Below are 17,741 nucleotides of genomic sequence, written 5' to 3'. Positions count from 1 at the left end.
ATGGACATTTCCTATCACAAGGCTTTCGCCCGCAATCTCGGCCGCGACATGGAGTACAAGCGCTATGGCCATGCCGGCCGGCCCGTCGTGGTGTTCCCGACCTCGCAGGGCCGGTTCTACCAGTTCGAGGATTCCGGCGGGGTGGGCGCGCTCGCCGAATTCATCGACACCGGCCGCATCCAGTTGTTCACGGTGGACGGCATCGATTCGGAATCCTTCTTCGACAAGCGTGCCGACCCCGCGCACCGCATCGCCCGCCACGAGGCCTATTTCCGCTATGTGCGAGAGGAGGCGCTGCCGGAATTCCTGGAAACCGCCGCGCAGGCCAATGGCGGACGGCGGCTGAAGCCCTTGTTCTCAGGCTGTTCGATGGGCGGCTACCATTCCTCGAACTTCGTCTTCCGATTTCCCGAACTCGCCAGCGGCGTCATCTCGCTGTCGGGTGTCTATTCGGCCCGCGATTTCTTCGGCAAGGCGCTCGACGGCGACATCTTCTACAACTCGCCGCTCGATTATCTGCCCGGCATCGTCGACCCGAAATTGCTGGCGCGGCTGAAGGCGCTGAGGCTTATCTTCTGCTGCGGGCAGGGCGCCTGGGAAGAGCGCATGCTGGTCGAGACGCGCCAGCTGGAACAGATCCTGCGCGACAAGTCCATTCCCGCCTGGGTCGACTATTGGGGCGGCGACGTCAGCCATGACTGGCCGTGGTGGCACAAGCAACTGGTCTATTTCTTCGGCCGCTGGCTGGATGACGACCTGATGCACAGGCTGGACTGATGACCACACCGGATCCCATCCGCCGCTTTGTCGAGGCCACCAACAGTGGCGACACGGACGCCTTTCTCGATACCTTTGCCGACAACGCGTTCCTGAGCGACTGGGGTCGATCGTTCCAGGGTCGCGAGCAGATCGCGCGATGGAACCAGTCGGACAATATCGGCGTGAAGTCACGTCTGGGCATCGTCAGCATCACGCCGGCGGACGGCACTTATCGCGTCCGCATCGCCGTCAAGGGCAAGGGCTTCAATGGCGAGGGCGACATGACTTTCACCCTGGATGGTGACCACATAGCGAGCCTCGTCATCACCTGATGTTCTAGCCGATGATCACGCTTCCTGGCATGCCGGCAACGGGACCGCCTCGTGTTCCGCCGCCGATGCGCGCCGCAGGCCGAGAAAGACGACAAGGGCGGTGACGATGGTGATTACGGCCAGCACGATCAGCAGCCTGTCGAACGCCGTCTCGTAGGCCTCGACCAGAACTGTGGCGCCGGCCATGGGCAGATGCCGTGCCGTTTCACCGACATTGCCGGTCACCAGCAATTGCGCCGCCGCGGACGCATCGCTGGAAGACGCCGCGCCCCGGGCGGTGAGCTGAGCGGCGGTGAAGCCCGACAGGGTCGCCATGACGATGGCCAGCGCCACGCCCTCGCAAGCGACGCGCGTGGTGTTGAAGATGCCGACGGCCATGCCGGCGCGCTCGGTCGGCACGACGCTGACGGCGAGCCCGTCCATCAACCCCCAGGGCAGAGCGATGCCGACGCCGATCAGGATCAGCGGCGCGACCAGGGCGGCGCCGACCGATGGCGTCAGGCTCAGCCAGACCAGGCCGGCCGCGGCGACGAGCAGGCCGGCGCCGCAGATGGTGGCCGGAGCGATCCAGCGCGCCAGCTGGCCGGCAAGCAAGGGCAGGACCAGCAACGGCCCGGAGAGGCAGATCATCAATTGTCCGGCCCTGATCTCGCCCATGCCTTCGATGCCGATGAAGCGGATCGGCAAAAGCACGAGCAGGACGACGAAGCCATAGGCGGGCGCCGCCGCCAGGAACTGCACGCCGACGAAGCGCGGATAACGAAACAGGGTGAGATCCAGCATCGGCCGGCGCACGCGCCGCTCGACGACGACAAACAGCACAAAGCAAAGGACGGCCACGCCCAGAAGCGTTATCACGAGAGGATCGGCCCAGCCGCTCTGCGGCGCCTGCAGCACGCCATAGGTCAGCGAGGCCAGCGCGACGGTGAACGTGCCGGCGCCCGCCCAGTCCAGTCCTGTCGCATCCGGATCACGCGATTCCCTGATGGTGCGCAGGCCCAGCAGGGCGGCTGCAATTGCAAGCGCGGTGACCAGGAGGAAGATCGACCGCCAGCCGAACGCGGCGATGAGCAGGCCCGACGCGATCGGACCGAAGGCGAGGCCGATGCCGAAACTGGTGCCGAGGAAGCTGAAGGCGCGCAGCCGCGGCGCTCCCTCGAATTCCTGGGCAAGCGCGGAGGCACCGCCGGCGAAAGCCAGGGCACTCCCCAAGCCCTGCGCTGCCCTGAAAATGTCGAACCAGGCGATGTCGGGCGCCAGCATCGCGCCGAGCGATGCCAGGACGTAGAGGCCGAGACCGGCGAGGAAGATCCGCTTGCGGCCGTGATTGTCGGCAAGCGCGCCCGCCGCCATCAGGCTGGCGGCGAAGGTCAGCATGAAGGCGTTGGTCACCCAGTTGAGCGCGATCGGGCTGCCGCCGAGGTCGGCCCCGATGCGGGAGAGCGCGACGGCCGGGCCGGTGAAGGTCAGGGGCATCGTCATGGCGGCAAGGCATACCGACAAAAGCACGAGCCATCTCTCGGCTGGGCCGCTGGTGGTCTTCGAGGTCATGGATTTTCCTATCTGAAGCAGTCTGCACCGGCGGCCCGCGCAATCGCGGCGCCGCTATGACGACCAAGATAGGTCAGCGACAGTTCCGGAAAAATAGTGTTAAATATCTCGACATAACGGACTGAAACGCTCGAATGGAGCAACCCGATGGATCGCCTCAGCGGCCTTCTGGCCTTCGCCCGCACGGCCGAATTCGGCAGCTTCGTCGCCGCCGGCCGGGCACTCGGCATCTCCGCTTCAGCGGTAGGCAAAAGTGTCGCGCGGCTCGAACAGGAGCTCGGCGTGCGGCTGCTGCAGCGCTCCACGCGGCGGATCGGCCTGACCGAAGAGGGCAAGCTGTTCAATGAGCGCGTGCGGCGCATCCTGGACGACATCGACGATGCCGAGGCGATGCTGTCGCGGACACGGGAGACGCCGCGCGGGCGGCTTCGCGTCTCGACCCCGATCGTCACCTACCACCTCTTGCTGCCGGTGCTGTCGGAGTTCATGGCGCGCTATCCCGAGATCGAGCTCGATATCGACTTCAACGACCGCATCGTCGACGTCATCGAGGAAGGCATCGACGTTGCCATCCGCAGCGGCGAGCTGCCCGATTCACGATTGGTGTCGAGGCCCATTGCCCCCTTCCGCATGATGCTGTGCGCGGCGCCGTCCTATCTCGACCGTCACGGCATGCCCGGCACGCCGGCCGACCTCATCAGGCATTTCGGCATAAATTTTCGCTATCTCAACAGCGGCAGGCTGCTGGAGTGGCCGTTCGCCACCGGGAGTGCCGAGCCGGAGATCCGCTCGATGTTGACCTGCAACAATATGGAAGCCTTGAAGGGCGCCACGATCGCCGGTCTGGGCATCGCCTGCATGCCGGATTTCCTGGTGCGCGAGGCGCTGAGCGAAGGAAAATTGCGTACCGTGCTCGACGACCAGGTCGATGGCCGTGGCCAGTTCCGAATGCTGTGGCCATCCAACCGCCATTTGTCGCCAAAGGTGCGCGTCTTCGTCGATTTCCTTCCCGAACGGCTCGCGGCGGCGCGGTAACTCGCCGGTGCCGGGCTTTCACGTCCTGATGCTCCTGGCCACCAGCCGCGCGATGCTCGGGCCTACTAGCAGCACGATCAGGAAGCGCGCCGACTGCAGCGCCATGACGAAGGAGATGTCGACGTTGTGCGCGGCGGCGGCGATGATGGCGACGCTGTCCATGCCGCCGGGGCTGGTCGCCAGGTAGGCGGTCAGCGGGTCGACGCCGGCGAGACGGCTGATGAGAAAGGCAAGGCCGCCGCAAAAGGCGATCAGCGCGACGATCGAAGCGATGATCTGCGGCAGCGCGCGCGCCGCATGGCGCAGGATCGGCCTGGTGAAGTTCAGGCCAATCGACCAGCCGACCATCGCGTAACTGAGCGCCAGCAGCCATTGCGGCAATTGCATCGGCACCCCGAGACCGAGATGGATGATGGTGCCGAAAATGAAGCTGCCGAGGAAGAAGGGCGAGGGCAGCCGGCAAAGCCTGCCGGCCAGGCCGCCGATGATTGCCATGCCGATCGTGGCGGCGAATGGTTGCGGATCGATCTCGGGGAACCAGACGATGGCCGGGACCTCGATGCCCGAGGTGTCGACCCACATCTTGGCGACGAGGGCCGCCGTCATCGACACGAAGATGACGCGCAGATACTGCATGAAGGCGACAAGGCGCTGGTCGGCGCCAAAGGCGCCGGCCATCAGCACCATGGCGGTAGCCGCCCCCGGCGAAGAGCCCCAGACGGCGGTGGTGCCGGGCAGGATGCGCCAGCGGCTGATCAGCCAGCCAAGCAGGCTGGAGGCCGCGACCGTGGCGATCACCACGCCGAGGAACAGCGGCCATTCCTTGTAGAAGACCGGAAAGATATCGGCCGAGATCGAAGCCGCGACGAGGCAGCCGACGATAGCCTGGGCGGAGCCGAACAGAAGGCGCGGCACACGCACCGTGGCGCCATTGGTGCCGGCGACGATGGCCGCCAGCATCGGTCCGATCAGCAGCGCCGCCGGCAAGGCGGCGAGTTCCAGCGCACCGGCAAACAGCGCGGAGATAACCAGCAGGATCAGCCATTGCCAAGGCTTGCCCAGCCGCGTCATGCGCTCGACGGCGGGCTGGTCGGGAGGTGGCTGCTCGGCCGCGGAATCCATGCTCTGGTCTTAGACCGGGATGCGAAAAATGCGAACCCCGGCGTACCGGAAAAGCAGGTCCCGGCGCCTCAGCCGGTTTTGGCCTCAGCCAACCCAAAGCCGCCGACGGGATGCGTCTCCACCTGGAACTCGAAGCCGCCGATGAAGGGCCGCGCCTTGGCGATGGCCGCCTGGACTTCCGGAAGCTGCAGCGAGGCCTTGTGGCTTGCCTGATCGGTCCACACTTCGGTCACCCAGATCGCGTCGGCGTCGGCCGGGTCGGTGGCGATGATATAGCTCAGGCAGCCGGGCAGGGCGCCGGTGCTCTCGCGCAGCACAGTCATGACAGCGTCGCGTTGGCCGCGCGCCGCCCGCATCTTGCCGATCAGTCCGTACATGTCGTCGTCTCCCCCAGGGTTGGCGCGAAAGGAGTGTGTCCAGTATGCCGGTCGCTGGTCAAGGCATCAACTGGCCGCCATTGACCTCGATCACCTGGCCCGTGATGTAGCCGCTCAACAGGTCCGATGAGAGGAACAGATAGGCGCCGACGCAATCTTGCGCCGTGCCGGCGCGGCCCTGCGGAATGGTGGCGACCATGCCCTTCATCTGCTCGTCGGTCGAATAGCGTTCGTGGAAGGGAGTGAGGATGGTGCCCGGCGCCACGGCGTTGACGCGAATGCCGAAGCCGATCAGTTCCTTGGCCATGCCGCGCGTGACGTTGGAGACGAAGGCCTTGGCCGAGCCGTAAAGGCCGGCGCCGCCGCCGGCGCCATTGCGCGCGGCGATCGACGAGGTGTTGACGATGAAGCCGCCCTGTTTCTTCAGCCATGGCATCGCCTTGCGCGAGGCGGTCAGCACCGAGCGGGCGTTGAGATCCATCACCGCGTCGTAATGCGCCTCGGTCTGCTCGGCATAGGGGATGCGGCCAAGCATGCCGCCGGCATTGTTGACCAGCCCGTCGAGGCGGCCGAAATGTCGCGCGCTGTCCTCGACGACGCGCTCGACATCGGCGGGAAGAGAAAAATCGCCCTGGACGAGGAAGACCTCGCCGCCGCGGTCGCGAATGGTCTGGCCGAGTTTCTCGGCGGCGTCGCGGCTGGAATTGTAGTGCAGCGCCACCCTGCATTTCTGCTCGGCATAGGCGAGCGCGAGCGCCGCGCCGATGCCGGTCGAGGCGCCTGTGACCAGCACCGCCTTGCCGGCGAGATCGGGGATGACAAGACCAAGGGCTGTCTCTGGCACTGCTGTTCCTCCGGGGATTCCGATATTGTTGGCGGGTCTTGCCACCCTTGCATTCGAGGCGGTGCCGCTTCAAGGCCTGAGATAGACATAGCCCTGGCTTTGCAATTCGGCGAGCTTGACGACGCCGCCTTGGTCGGCGGCATGGAAGCCGTCGAGCAGGTCGGCGAGCGTAATATCCATGCCGCGCATGGTGTTGCCGCAGGCATGCGGGTCGAGCCCTTGCTGGACAAGACCGGCAAAGCGACCCGAAATCGCCGCCGATATGCCCTTCGACTTGAAGCCGGCAAGGGCTGGACCATGCACGACCAGCGCGATCTCGACGTTGCCGCCGGTGCCCTCATAGTGGTTCTTGATGTTGCCAAGCACGAAATTGACCTTGTCGAGGTCGCTGAGGTGATAGACGACCTTCAGCCTGGCAGGCTCGGTGGTTGCCGCCCGGACCGCCCGCAGGCCGAGAAGCGTTCCGGCTCCGGCGAGAACCGCCCGGAACATGTCACGTCGGCGCATGGCGTCCCCTCCCTGGCTTGCCGGCGCAGCGCAATTTGCGTGGCCGCTGCCGCAATACTAGCATAAATTGACCTTACGTCCTGTCGAGGCGGAGGAGGGGGGCACATGGCGTTCTGGGAATGGAAGACGTTCGCCGGCGCCGGACTTGGCGCCGCACTGCTTGGCGGACTTGTGGGTTCTGCTTTTGCCGATGATACGCTCAAGCTCACCGAACTCAGCCCCAACGGGGCGGACGCCTGTTTCGGCCGGGTCTATGACGCGGCGCACCTCAAGGCGCATCCGAAGCAGAAAGTGGCGCGGATCTTCTTCTACTACGGCCATGATCCGGTCAGCCGTCCGAATGAGGAACCGAGCGCGAATTCCGATACGTCCTACAATGGTTTCCTCACCACCACGGTGCGTGGCGCCAAGGCGCCGGAATGGGCCGGCGGCTGGTGCAATCACGAGTCCGAGGACGACAAATCGGGCCCGATCCGCTGCGGCATGGATTGCGACCGTACGCTGGCGTCGCTGAAGGTCGACGACAAGGGCCGGCTGATCCTGTCGGACCTGTCTTCCGATATCTACCTCGATCCGGATTCGGAGGAGCAGCTCGGCAAGGCGGAATATGTCAGGCAGGCGCTCGGTTCGGAGGACGACAATTTTCGCCTCGACCCGATGCCGGCGGCGACCTGCAAGGCCGAGTTCGCACGCATCGATCCGATCGACCCGGCGCTTGGGCCGCCACTGCGCGAGCGGTTCAAACCCGATCAGGCCTTCTGCTACGGGCACGACTATGACGCCGCGCATATGAGTTCGCATCCCGACCAGTTGACGCAGTCGATCCGGGTGTTCCGCGGACCGGTTGAACTGGCATCCTTCGCTTCCGGCGGCGATATCGCGAACTGGCCCGACGGCGCCGACATCGCCATCTCGGTCACCACGCGGCAGAAGGGGGCCAAGGTCACGCAGACCTATTCCTGCCAGGGCGAGGCCGACCAGTGGCGCTGCGCGGCGAGCGCCAAGATGAGCGATTTCTCCTGCGACATCGCGCAAAAGGAAATCTTCCTCAAGCGCGGCGCCAACGGAACCATCATGCTGGCCAATCCCAACAGCAGCATTGCAATCGTCGACCTGTGCTCGAAAGCCGCCGACGGCAAGACGAAGTCGGATGACAAGGTCTATCGGCTGCAGGCGATGCCACAATCGGCTTGTGCGCCGTGAGCACGGGCTTGTCTACAATGCCGCGAAGGGATATATCTTTGCTATATCTCATTTGAGGATGGCATGATGGACAAGGCAAAGGTGTTCTGGTCGGGCCGGTCACAAGCTGTGCGTCTGCCCAAAGAGTTTCGTTTCGAAACGGACGAGGTTTCGATCCGTCGCCATGGGCATACTGTCATACTTGAGCCACTCGTGCAGGATTGGGCGTGGCTTGACCAGGTGATCGGACCAGTCGACGAGGATTTTGTCGAAGCGGCGCTGGAACGGCAGGAGGGGCAGGATAGACCTGCCTTGGACGACATCTTCAAGTGATCTATCTGCTTGATACCAACGCCGTTATTGCCGTCATCAAAGGTGACGCGAGTCTACTCGCGCTTCTGAAACAGCACACGCCGCAGGATTTTGCGCTTTCGGCGATCGTGGCACATGAACTGTACTATGGTGCCGAAAGGAGCCAGAGAAGAGCTGAAAATCTGGCGCGCATCGAAGCTTTGCAATTCCCGGTGCTTGAATTCGATCGAGAGGACGCGAGGCATGCCGGAGAGATTCGGGCAACGCTTGCAGCGTTGGGGACGCCAATTGGCCCCTATGATGCGCTCATTGGCGGGCAGGCGCGCGCTAGAAGCCTCATTCTGATCACCCGCAACGTCCGGGAATTCGAGCGCATCAACGGCCTCTCAATCGAGACTTGGTGAACCGCCTCAGGCGAACGGCACCGCCGTCGTACCCTTGGGCAGTTTTGCCTCATCATCCGGCTCGACATGGATGGTCACCCGCACCGAAGGGAGTTCGGCCTTCAGCGCGTCCTCGATGCGATCGCAGATGACGTGGCTGGCACCGACCGACATGTCGGCGTCGACGACCAGATGGAATTCGATGAAGGTGGCGCGGCCGGCGATGCGGGTCTTGAGGTCGTGCACCTCCATCGCGCCTTTGCAATTGGCCGAGATGATGTCGCGGATGCGCATGTGCTCCGCCGTGCCGACGGCCCGGTCCATCAGGCCGTTCATCGACGAGCCGATGACATGCCAGCCCTGCCACAGGATGTTGAGCGCGACGATGACGGCCAGTGCCGGGTCGAGGATTTGCCAGCCAGTCAGGATTGCTCCGACCAAGCCGCCGAAGACGCCGATCGAGGTTACCACATCGGTCATGATGTGATTGCCGTCGGCGACCAGCGCCGGTGACTTTTCGGCTCGGCCCACGCGGATCAGCGCCCAGGCCCAGAAGGCATTGATGACGGTGGCGACGCCGTTGACGGCAAGGCCTTTCCAAGGCTGTTCGAGCGGAGCCGGCGCCTGCCAGGAGCGCCAGACTTCGTTCAGGATCAAAAGCGCCGCGAGCACGATCAGTACGCCTTCGAGCACGGCCGAGAAATACTCGGCCTTGTGGTGGCCGAAGGGGTGATCCTGGTCGGCCGGCTTGTAGCTGACCTGGATCGCCCAGAAGGCGGCGACCGAGGCGATGACGTTGACGATCGATTCCAGCGCGTCCGAATAGAGCGCCACGGATCCGGTTATGTACCAGGCGGCGGCTTTCAGCGCGAGCACGACAAAGGCGATCACGATCGACCAGAAGGCAAGGGTGGCGACCTTGCGCTTCGCGGCGGCCCTCGCCGTGATCGCCATGGTGTTCTCGGCTTCGGCCATTACCGTCAGGCTGCCTTTTCCTTGGCCTTGCGCGGCAAATGCGCAACGATGTTCTCGATGATGCGCATGCCGGCATTGTGGCCGAGCGTCATGATCGATTCCGGATGGAACTGCACCGCTGCGATCGGCTCCTTGCGGTGCTCGAAGGCCATGATGACGCCGTCCTCGGTCTCGGCTGTCACCATGAAATCATCCGGCAGGCGCACCGGATCGGCGAAGATCGAGTGGTAACGGCCGACGGTGACTTCCTTCGGCAGGCCTGAGAAGATGATACCCGGCTTCGAGACGCGGATGCGCGACGGCTTGCCGTGCATGGGAATGTGCAACTGCCTGAGTTCGCCACCATAGGCCTCGGCCAGCGCCTGCAGGCCAAGGCAGACGCCGAAGATCGGCAGGTCGCGGGCGCGCGCTCGTCTGATGGTCGCCGCGCAGTCGAAATCCTTGGGCGTACCGGGTCCGGGCGACAGCACGACGAGATCGGGCTTCAGCCGGTCGAAGACTTCCTCCGGCACCGGCGTGCGCACGGTCGAGACATTGGCGCCGGTCTGGCGGAAGTAGTTGGCCAGCGTGTGGACGAAGGAGTCCTCGTGGTCGACCAAAAGGATGTTGACACCGTCGCCGACGCGCGCGGATGCGCGCTCGGTGCTGGTCGAATTGCCCGTCTTGGCGTCACGGATGGCGGAGAGCATGGCGGATGCTTTCAGTTCGGTTTCGGCTTCTTCTTCCTCGGGAATGCTGTCGAAGAGCAATGTAGCGCCCGCGCGCACCTCGGCGATGCCGTCCTTGATGCGGATGGTGCGCAAGGTCAGGCCGGTGTTCATGTCGCCGTTGAAGTTGACCATGCCGATGGCGCCGCCATACCAGGCGCGCGGGCTCTTCTCGTTCTGCTCGATGAAGCGCATGGCCCACAGTTTCGGCGCGCCGGTGACGGTGACCGCCCAGGCGTGCGAGAGAAACGCATCGAAAGCGTCCATGCCCTCGCGCAGCCGCCCCTCGATATGATCGACCGTATGGATCAGGCGCGAATACATCTCGATCTGGCGGCGGCCGATGACGCGCACCGAGCCTGGATCGCAGACCCGCGACTTGTCGTTGCGGTCGACGTCCGAGCACATGGTGAGCTCGGATTCGTCCTTCTTGGAGTTGAGCAGCTTGATGATCTGCTCGGAGTCCGAAATGGCGTCGTCGCCGCGCTTGATGGTGCCGGAGATCGGGCAGGTCTCGACGCGGCGGCCGTTGACGCGCACGAACATCTCAGGCGACGCGCCGATCAGGTATTCGTTCTCGCCCAGATTGATGAAGAAGGAATAGGGCGACGGGTTGATGGACTTCAGCTTGCGCGAAATCTCGGATGGCTGCGTCTCGCAGCGCTCGTAGAACATCTGGCCGGGGACGACCTCGAACAGGTCGCCGCGCTTGAAAGAGTCCATCGCCCGGCGCACCAGATTGGCGTATTCGCCGGGCTCATGATCGCCGCGCGGCGGGATGCGATCGGCGGTCTTGAACGGCTCGGCGATCTGGTCGCGCGGCAGGCCTTCGGTCGAAAAACCCTCGCCCGCATAGTCGTAGCGGTCGGTCCAGGCCTTGGCCGAATAGTGGTCGACGACCAGGATCTCGTCGGGCAGGAACAGCACCAGGTCGCGCTGGCTTTCCTTGCGAACCAGCGTGTGGTCGACCGGGTCGAACTGGAAGGCGAGGTCGTAGCCGAAGGCGCCGTAGAGGCCGAGATTGGCATCTTCGGCCGTCTTGAACAGAGCGGTGATGGCGCGCAGCACGGTGAAGACCGAGGGAACGCGGCTGCGTTCCTCTTCGGTGAAGACACGGCCGGGCTTGGCGACGTCGAGGCGGATCAGCTTTTTCGAAGTCTCGGCGATCGTGACCTCGGAGAGACCGCCGAGCGTCCTGCCGATGACCGGCAACAGTGCCTCGCCACGGCCGTTCAACGCCTCGATGCGCATGGCACGGCCGCGCGCGGAGATGACCAGCGGCGGATCGATGATGGCCGTATCCCAGCGCGTATAGCGGCCGGGATATTCGTAATTGGAGGAAAACACCGCGCCCCGACGGGAATTCAGCCCATCGACATAAGTGTCGATCGCCCCTTCATAGGGCCGGTCGTGGCGCACGCGGGTGATGGTGATGCCACCCGCCGTCACGAAGCTTTCAGCGCCGTTTTCCAGAACCTTCAACGTCATTGCCGTCTCCATCAGCTACTTGGGCAACGGACCCGGGAATGGCTTGAAAAAAACAAATGGCCGCCCGGACATTCCGTTGCGGCCACCTCTCTTTTCACGCGCACGCGTTAAAACAGGCCGCTGTCAGCAGGCCCACCACCAAATGGTCTTGGTCGAACGCATGTTCATGGCGATTCCCTTAGCGGCGATTGGGCGGCGGCGCAACTGGATTCGACGGAGGCTCAGTCTTCCAGCGTGCCCGACCTGGCGTCGCCGCTCTTCCTGTCGCCGACCAGTTTCAACAGGTCCTCGCCGGCGCGGATGATGCGGCGCGAGCGCCGCGTCAGGATGATGCCGTCCTGCGGCGCGAACACTTCGGTGCGGCCATCGGCTTCGCCCGGTGCGTGGACGATGGTGGCGAGGCGCGCGCCCTTGGCGACGCGGTCGCCGGGCTTCACGTCATAGAGGACGGCACCGGCACGGGGTGCGGGCATCATGTCGATGTTTTCCAGCGGCGCCGCGACACCCGTGAACGGGCCGGGTGCGGGGAGGGTGGTGTCGGATATCACGCCGCGCATCGCCAGCAGCCGGTAGAGGCCTGCCGCGTCGGCCGAGGCGAGCGCGCCATCGACATCGAGGATGCCCCGATATTCGACGGTGGTGGCGACGCGCCTGTCAAGCTTCGCCACATCGGCTGATGCGTTCTGGTAGGGCATGATCGAGGCGCCCTCGAAAGTGCCGTCGGTGTCCTCGCTCCACAGCACGACGGCATCGACGCCCATGGCGGCGGCGCAATCGGCCATGGCTGGCCAGAGGCTGGAGTGGACATAGAGATAGGCAAGGCCCTCGTCGTCGCAGTGCAGGTCGAGCACGATGTCGTGGCCGAGCGAAAGCTGCACTAGGCGCGACTTCAGCCGCTGGTCGGCGCCGCCAAAGGTGGCGTCTGGCAAGAGCCTGGCGTCGGGCGCGGCCAGCAGCGGAAAGCCGCGGTTGAAGTTGGTGCGGGTGCCCAGATGAAAGCGGCCCTGGTGCTCGCCGAAATGATATTGCGCGCGGCCGATCGGGTTGGCCCAGGGCACGATGGTGATGTTGCCCTTGATACGACCTTCGGCCTCGGCCTTGCTCAACATCGGTATCAACGCATCGATGGCGACGACGCCCGGCAATTCGCCGGCATGGAGTGCGGCCTGCAGGTAGGTCGACGGGGCCGCCTTGTCGGCGCCGTCGAAGCGGAACACGGGGAATTCGTAGGAAACCCCGTCGCTGTCACCGGCGATGCGTTCGATCGATTTCTGCATGACGTTCTCCATCAAGAGCGAGAAGACATGCCCATTTGAAGGTGCCGATGTCGATTGGTCCAGCCCGCCGCGCTATGGGCGCAAGAGTAGTCTTTTGCCTTGCCGCATGTCGTTGACCCAAAACCGCTGCGCACTTTTGGGAGGACAGGCAGTTATTCGGCGGCAGGCTGGAGGGCGGCGACCGGCGCGCGCCTGTCCAGCGCCTGCGATAGCACCGCCACGCCAACCGCCAGCAGGGCGAGCACCGCGCCGACCAGCGGCAAATCGGCATAGGAAACGCCCGCCGACAGCGCCACGCCGCCGATCCAGGCGCCGCCGGCATTGCCGACATTGAAGGCGCCCTGGTTCAGCGTGGCGGCAAGGTTCGGTCCTTCCGACGCCGCCTCGACGACACGGATCTGCAGCGGCGGCACGACGACGAAGATGAGCACGCCCCACAGGAAGACGATGCCGATGGCGACGCTGGCGATGGCGCCGAACTGGATGAAGCCGAGGAACAGCAGGGCCATCAGCAGCAGTGTGCCGATCACCGTCGGCATCAGTTTCCAGTCGGCCAGCCTGCCGCCGATGATGTTGCCGATGGTCATGCCGGCGCCGAACAGCAGAAGCACCCAGGTGACCGCCGCTGTCGACAGGCCCGACACGTCGGTGAGATAGGGTTTGATATAGGTGAAGACGGCGAACAGGCTGGCCGAGGTCAGTGCCGCGATCAGCATCGCCAGCCACACCTGCAGCTTGCCAAGCACGCGGACTTCGGCACGCAGACCGCCGCCGCTCGGTTCCGTGACGTCCGACGGCACCAGCCAGGCGATGGCCGCGACCGAGATCAGGCCGATGCCGACCACGGCCAGGAACGTGGCCCGCCAGCCAAAGGCTTCGCCGAGCGCGGTGCCGGCCGGAACGCCGAGGATGTTGGCGAGCGTCAGGCCGGCGAACATCAGCGCGATGGCGCTGGCGCGCTTGTTGCGCGGCACCAGGCTTGCGGCGACGACCGAGCCGATGCCGAAGAAGGCGCCGTGGCCGAAAGCGGTGAAGACGCGCGCCGCCATCAGCAGCCAGTAATTGGGCGCGATGGCGCAGAAGAGGTTGCCGACGACGAACAAAGCGGCGAGCCCCACCAGCACGGGCTTGCGCGGCAGATGCGCGGTGGCCATGGCCACAACGGGCGCGCCGAAGACGACGCCCAGCGCATAGCCCGTGACCAGCAGTCCGGCGGCCGGGATCGTCACGCCGAGATCGGCGGCGACCTCCGGCAGCAGGCCCATGATGACGAATTCGGTGGTGCCGATGCAGAAGGACGCAATGGCAAGCGCAAGGATCGGCAAAGGCATGGGAGGTCCAGACTGAATCGGTTCAATTTCAGACTGCGCGAGGATCCCTGCCGGGCACAACGTCTATTGCCGCAATGCAGCAATGCAGAAAGTCGGGAGCTTGACGAGAGTGGCTCAGGCCAGCGGCTTCAGCTCCTGGGCGATGGTGGGCAGCAGTTCCGAGACATTCGGGTGAATGTGCATCGCGCGCGCCAGCGTGTCGACCGGCGCCTTGGCGTACATCAGGTCGAGCACGCAATGCACCGCCTCGTCGCCGCCCGGGCCGAGCACCGAGCAGCCGAGGATCTCCCTGGTGTCGGCGTCGACCAGGATCTTCATGAAGCCTTGCGTCTCGCCCTTCTCGACGGCGCGGCCGACGCGCGTCATCGGCCGCTGGCCAACAAGCACGCGGCGTCCGGATTTCCTCACCGCCGTCTCGGTCATGCCGCAGCGGCCGAGCGGCGGATCGATGTAGAGCGCATAGGCCTCGATGCGGTCGCTGATCCTCCGTGGGTCATTGTCGAGCAGATTGGCGGCGACGATCTCGTAGTCGTTGTAGGAGGTGTGGGTGAAGGCGCCTTTGCCGTTGCAATCGCCCATAGCCCAGATGCCGGGCACGCTGGTGCGCAGCTGGTCGTCGACAATGACGAAGCCGCGCTTGTCGACCTCGACACCGGCCCTGTCGAGGCCGAGGTCATCGGTGTTGGGAGTGCGTCCCAGCGCCAGCAGCACATGCGACCCTATCGCGGGCGGCTGGCCGGCGGAGAAAGTCACGGCAATGTCCTCGCCCTGTCTGGCGAAGCCGATGTCGTCGGCGCCGACATGAACGGCGATGCCTTCGTTTTCGAGGATCGACAGGATGACGGCCGAGACGTCCTCGTCCTCGCGGCCGGTCAGGCGCGGGCTCTTTTCGATGACGGTGACGTCCGAGCCGAAGCGGCGGAACATCTGCGCGAATTCGAGCGAGATATAGCTGCCGCCGACGATGATGAGGTGGCGCGGCAGCACGTCGAGATCCATCATCGAGGAATTGGTCAGGTAGTCGATGTCGTGGATGCCGGGCAGGTCCGGAACCGAGGCACGGCCGCCGGTGTTGAGGAAGATTTTCGGCGCGGTCAAAAGGTCTTCGCCGACGCGCACCGTGTTGGCGGATTCGAAGCGCGCGTGGCCGCGATAGAGCGTGCAGCCCTTCATGCCGGCGATCCAGGTCTCCAGATTGCCGCGGGCGTCGTTCGTCACCTTGTCCTTGCGCGCCTTGATCCTTTGAAAGTCGACCCCGACCGGACCGGGAAGGGTCACGCCATAGTCGGCGGCGCGCCGTGCCAGATGCGCGGCATAGGCGCTGGCGACCATGGTCTTGGTCGGCATGCAGCCGGTGTTGACACAGGTGCCGCCGACCAGCTTGCGCTCGACCAGCGCCACGCTCATGCCGGCGGCCGTCAGCCGGCCCGCCAATGGCGACCCCGCCTGGCCGGCGCCGATGATGATGGCGTCGAAGGTTTTCGTCGTCATGCAACCGCCGCCACGATCAGCAGCCCGCCGATGATCGCCACAGCGTCCTCGATGAAGGCGGCGGGCGGGTCCTTGCCGAAGGCGGCCGCCAGCCGGCCGCGCGCTTCGGCGCCACCGAGTGTGCCGATGACCGCGCCGATGGCGCCGGCGATCAGGCACACGATGGTGGCGCCGCCGGCCGCGCCGATCACCGCGCCAGAGAAGGCGCCGAGCAGGATGCGGGCGCCGAACTGCTGCGGCACCTTGCGGCTTGGCGTCGACGGCAGCTGGTCGGTGACCAGTTCGACGATGGCCAGGATGGTGAAGATGCCGACAGCCGCCCAATGGCTCATGAAGCTCGCCCAGGTGCCGGCAACCGGCAGCCAGCCGAGATAGGCGCCCCAGGCGACGGCGGCAGGTGCCGTCATGGCGCGCAGGCCGGCAATGACGCCGATCAGAAGTGCAAGAATGTAGAGCATGGTCGATCCCCCTCGATCCCGGGCCGGGACGGCCCTGAGACGGCAGGCTACCATAGGCCGGATATTTGACTAGGCCGTAGACTCACAAGCGTGCAAACGTAGCCGGGCTGGAAGCGCCGAGCGAACATGCTCGGCTCCATGAGTCAATGTTTCAGTTGACTGATGGTGCGTTGACCGCAAATTGCGCGGCGAAAGCCCTGATATAAGCGGGTCGTGCTTCCCCGCGCGCGACATAGGCAGCCAGGTTTTGATACTCGTCCAGAATGCCTGACATTCTCAGTCGCAGCAGCACCGACACCATCAATAGATCGCCGGCGCTGAACGCATCATCCAGCCAGTCGGCGACGCCCAGATGAGCCGAGAGCCTGTCCAGCCGGGCGCGAACACGGTCCTTTACCAGCGGCAGGCGCTCCTCGCTCCAGGGCTTGTCAGCTTCGAAAATCCTTGCCGTGGTCAATTCGAGGACCGGCGGCTCGATGGTGTTCAATGCGGCAAACATCCACGTGATCGCACGTGCGCGCTCCTTGCGATCCTTCGGCAGCAGGCCCGCATGCTGCTCGGCAAGATGAAAGACGATCGAGCCGGTCTCGAACAGCGAGAGAGAACCGTCCTCATAGGTGGGAATCTGGCCGAAGGGATGGATGGCCAGGTGCTCAGGCGCCTTCATCCCCGCGAAGGAAACAAAACGAACCTCATAGGGCTGTCCCACTTCTTCCAGCGCCCAGCGAACGCGGGTATCGCGCGCCAGTCCCTTGCCGCCATCGGGCGATCGTTCAAAAGCCGTGATCGTGATTGTCATCGCGGTCGTTTCCTTGCCTGGGCGAATTTCTTCGGCCACTTATCGTGAAGACGAATGAGCCTGCCGGAAATCGACAGCGGTCTTGAACTATTTTCATTTGCTGGAGCAGGTCGCGAATGGCCGCTTCCAATCAAGGTCGTGATAGCACGGTGACCAATTCCGCAAGGCCGCGTATCCTGGCTTATGGGTTCATGTCCTGGTCCTTGCCTCGGCGTTGTTCGCAATGATGTCAAACGGAGGCACTGCCATGGTTCAGAGCGAACGTGCGAGAATGGCGGCCGGCGAATGGTACAGGTGCCTGGATGACGATCTTGGCGCATTGCGCGCCGTGGCCGCGGATGCCGTGTTCGAACACAATACGCTCCCGCCCCGTCAGCGCGGGAACCTCGGGCCAGCCCTACGGACACTGCTGGGCGGCGTGGGCGAGGGTGCCCGCATCGAGGCGCCTTTCCATTGCGCCTACGGCTTCAACATCTTTCTCGGCGACGGCGCCTTCCTCAATGCCGGCTGCACCATCCTCGATACCGCTTCGGTGCGCGTCGGCAAAGGGACGCTGCTTGGCCCGAATGTGCAGATCTATTGTGCCGAGCACCATAAGGAGCCGGCAGGCCGGCAGGCGGGACTGGAGATCGCCCGGCCGGTCACGATCGGCGACAATGCCTGGATCGGCGGCAGCGCGGTCATCCTTGGCGGCGTCAGCATCGGCGAAGGCGCCATAGTGGGCGCCGGGGCGGTGGTGACGCGCGACGTGGCGGCGAATACGACGGTGGTCGGCAATCCGGCGCGGGTGATCAAGCGCGGTTGAGGGTGC

Annotated in this window: 19 protein-coding genes; 7 read left to right on the top strand and 12 right to left on the bottom strand. The window is 64.7% G+C overall.

Going from position 1 to position 17,741, the window contains the following annotated elements; all coding sequences use genetic code 11:
• On the top strand, positions 1-777 hold the full coding sequence (locus EN804_RS05670; protein WP_127278818.1) for an alpha/beta hydrolase-fold protein: 777 nt from the start codon (positions 1-3) through the stop codon (positions 775-777).
• Entirely contained in the window at positions 777-1,091 is a 315-nt protein-coding gene (locus tag EN804_RS05665; protein ID WP_127278817.1) for a nuclear transport factor 2 family protein, read from the top strand. Before EN804_RS05670 ends, EN804_RS05665 begins: the two co-directional genes overlap by 1 nt.
• Before the next feature lie 15 nt (positions 1,092-1,106).
• On the opposite strand, the gene EN804_RS05660 is transcribed toward EN804_RS05665, so the two are convergent.
• Entirely contained in the window at positions 1,107-2,642 is a 1,536-nt protein-coding gene (locus EN804_RS05660) for an MFS transporter (protein ID WP_135865448.1), read from the bottom strand.
• Positions 2,643-2,789: 147 nt separating this feature from the next.
• Between EN804_RS05660 and EN804_RS05655 the strand changes: the two genes are divergently transcribed.
• Positions 2,790-3,677, top strand: coding sequence for a LysR family transcriptional regulator (locus tag EN804_RS05655; RefSeq protein WP_127278815.1), 888 nt, complete (start codon positions 2,790-2,792; stop codon positions 3,675-3,677).
• Positions 3,678-3,695: 18 nt separating this feature from the next.
• Here the strand turns inward: EN804_RS05655 and EN804_RS05650 are convergent, their stop codons facing one another.
• The 4 genes from EN804_RS05650 to EN804_RS05635 all read right to left on the bottom strand — a co-directional run bounded on the left by EN804_RS05650 (position 3,696) and on the right by EN804_RS05635 (position 6,527).
• Entirely contained in the window at positions 3,696-4,799 is a 1,104-nt protein-coding gene (locus EN804_RS05650; RefSeq protein ID WP_135918829.1) for an AbrB family transcriptional regulator, read from the bottom strand.
• Between the two features lie 68 nt (positions 4,800-4,867).
• Positions 4,868-5,176 (bottom strand): putative quinol monooxygenase, encoded by a 309-nt coding sequence (locus EN804_RS05645; RefSeq protein ID WP_023770344.1) that lies wholly within the window; start codon positions 5,174-5,176, stop codon positions 4,868-4,870.
• Positions 5,177-5,234: 58 nt separating this feature from the next.
• Positions 5,235-6,020: an SDR family oxidoreductase gene (locus EN804_RS05640; RefSeq protein WP_127278952.1), complete on the bottom strand. Its 786-nt coding sequence runs from the start codon at positions 6,018-6,020 to the stop codon at positions 5,235-5,237.
• Positions 6,021-6,089: 69 nt separating this feature from the next.
• Positions 6,090-6,527 carry a DsrE family protein gene (locus EN804_RS05635; protein WP_127278953.1) on the bottom strand — a complete coding sequence of 146 codons (438 nt, stop codon included), beginning with the start codon at positions 6,525-6,527 and terminating at the stop codon, positions 6,090-6,092.
• Positions 6,528-6,632: 105 nt separating this feature from the next.
• On the opposite strand from EN804_RS05635, the gene EN804_RS05630 reads away from it, so the two are divergent.
• The 3 genes from EN804_RS05630 (at position 6,633) to EN804_RS05620 (ending at position 8,425) form a co-directional block, all read left to right on the top strand.
• On the top strand, positions 6,633-7,730 hold the full coding sequence (locus tag EN804_RS05630) for a hypothetical protein (RefSeq protein ID WP_127278954.1): 1,098 nt from the start codon (positions 6,633-6,635) through the stop codon (positions 7,728-7,730).
• A 66-nt stretch (positions 7,731-7,796) separates the two neighbouring features.
• Entirely contained in the window at positions 7,797-8,042 is a 246-nt protein-coding gene (vapB, locus tag EN804_RS05625) for a type II toxin-antitoxin system VapB family antitoxin (RefSeq protein ID WP_127278955.1), read from the top strand.
• On the top strand, positions 8,039-8,425 hold the full coding sequence (locus EN804_RS05620; protein ID WP_127278956.1) for a type II toxin-antitoxin system VapC family toxin: 387 nt from the start codon (positions 8,039-8,041) through the stop codon (positions 8,423-8,425). The genes vapB and EN804_RS05620 overlap by 4 nt, the downstream gene beginning before the upstream one ends.
• A 6-nt stretch (positions 8,426-8,431) precedes the next feature.
• On the opposite strand, the gene EN804_RS05615 is transcribed toward EN804_RS05620, so the two are convergent.
• The 7 genes from EN804_RS05615 to EN804_RS05585 all read right to left on the bottom strand — a co-directional run bounded on the left by EN804_RS05615 (position 8,432) and on the right by EN804_RS05585 (position 16,930).
• Positions 8,432-9,379: a cation diffusion facilitator family transporter gene (locus tag EN804_RS05615; protein ID WP_127278957.1), complete on the bottom strand. Its 948-nt coding sequence runs from the start codon at positions 9,377-9,379 to the stop codon at positions 8,432-8,434.
• A gap of 5 nt (positions 9,380-9,384) precedes the next feature.
• Positions 9,385-11,574 carry an anthranilate synthase gene (locus tag EN804_RS05610; protein ID WP_127278958.1) on the bottom strand — a complete coding sequence of 730 codons (2,190 nt, stop codon included), beginning with the start codon at positions 11,572-11,574 and terminating at the stop codon, positions 9,385-9,387.
• 221 nt (positions 11,575-11,795) lie between these two features.
• On the bottom strand, positions 11,796-12,851 hold the full coding sequence (locus EN804_RS05605) for a succinylglutamate desuccinylase/aspartoacylase family protein (protein WP_127869794.1): 1,056 nt from the start codon (positions 12,849-12,851) through the stop codon (positions 11,796-11,798).
• A gap of 152 nt (positions 12,852-13,003) precedes the next feature.
• The gene (locus tag EN804_RS05600) at positions 13,004-14,182 is read right to left on the bottom strand and encodes an MFS transporter (RefSeq protein ID WP_135865443.1); all 1,179 of its coding nucleotides are present in this window, start codon (positions 14,180-14,182) and stop codon (positions 13,004-13,006) included.
• Between the two features lie 114 nt (positions 14,183-14,296).
• Complete coding sequence (locus EN804_RS05595) at positions 14,297-15,673, bottom strand: FAD-containing oxidoreductase (protein WP_135915172.1); 1,377 nt, start codon at positions 15,671-15,673, stop codon at positions 14,297-14,299.
• Positions 15,670-16,131, bottom strand: a complete 462-nt coding sequence (locus EN804_RS05590; RefSeq protein ID WP_135915173.1) for a DUF4126 domain-containing protein — start codon at positions 16,129-16,131, stop codon at positions 15,670-15,672. Before EN804_RS05590 ends, EN804_RS05595 begins: the two co-directional genes overlap by 4 nt.
• A 151-nt stretch (positions 16,132-16,282) precedes the next feature.
• Positions 16,283-16,930 carry a glutathione S-transferase family protein gene (locus EN804_RS05585; protein WP_135918828.1) on the bottom strand — a complete coding sequence of 216 codons (648 nt, stop codon included), beginning with the start codon at positions 16,928-16,930 and terminating at the stop codon, positions 16,283-16,285.
• Between the two features lie 247 nt (positions 16,931-17,177).
• Between EN804_RS05585 and EN804_RS05580 the strand changes: the two genes are divergently transcribed.
• Entirely contained in the window at positions 17,178-17,735 is a 558-nt protein-coding gene (locus EN804_RS05580) for a sugar O-acetyltransferase (RefSeq protein WP_135918827.1), read from the top strand.
• The last annotated feature ends 6 nt before the right edge of the window (positions 17,736-17,741 follow it).

It is taken from the genome of Mesorhizobium sp. M8A.F.Ca.ET.161.01.1.1, from assembly GCF_004792105.1.
Lineage (GTDB): Bacteria > Pseudomonadota > Alphaproteobacteria > Rhizobiales > Rhizobiaceae > Mesorhizobium.
This window is presented reverse-complemented; position numbering and strand designations above follow the sequence as displayed.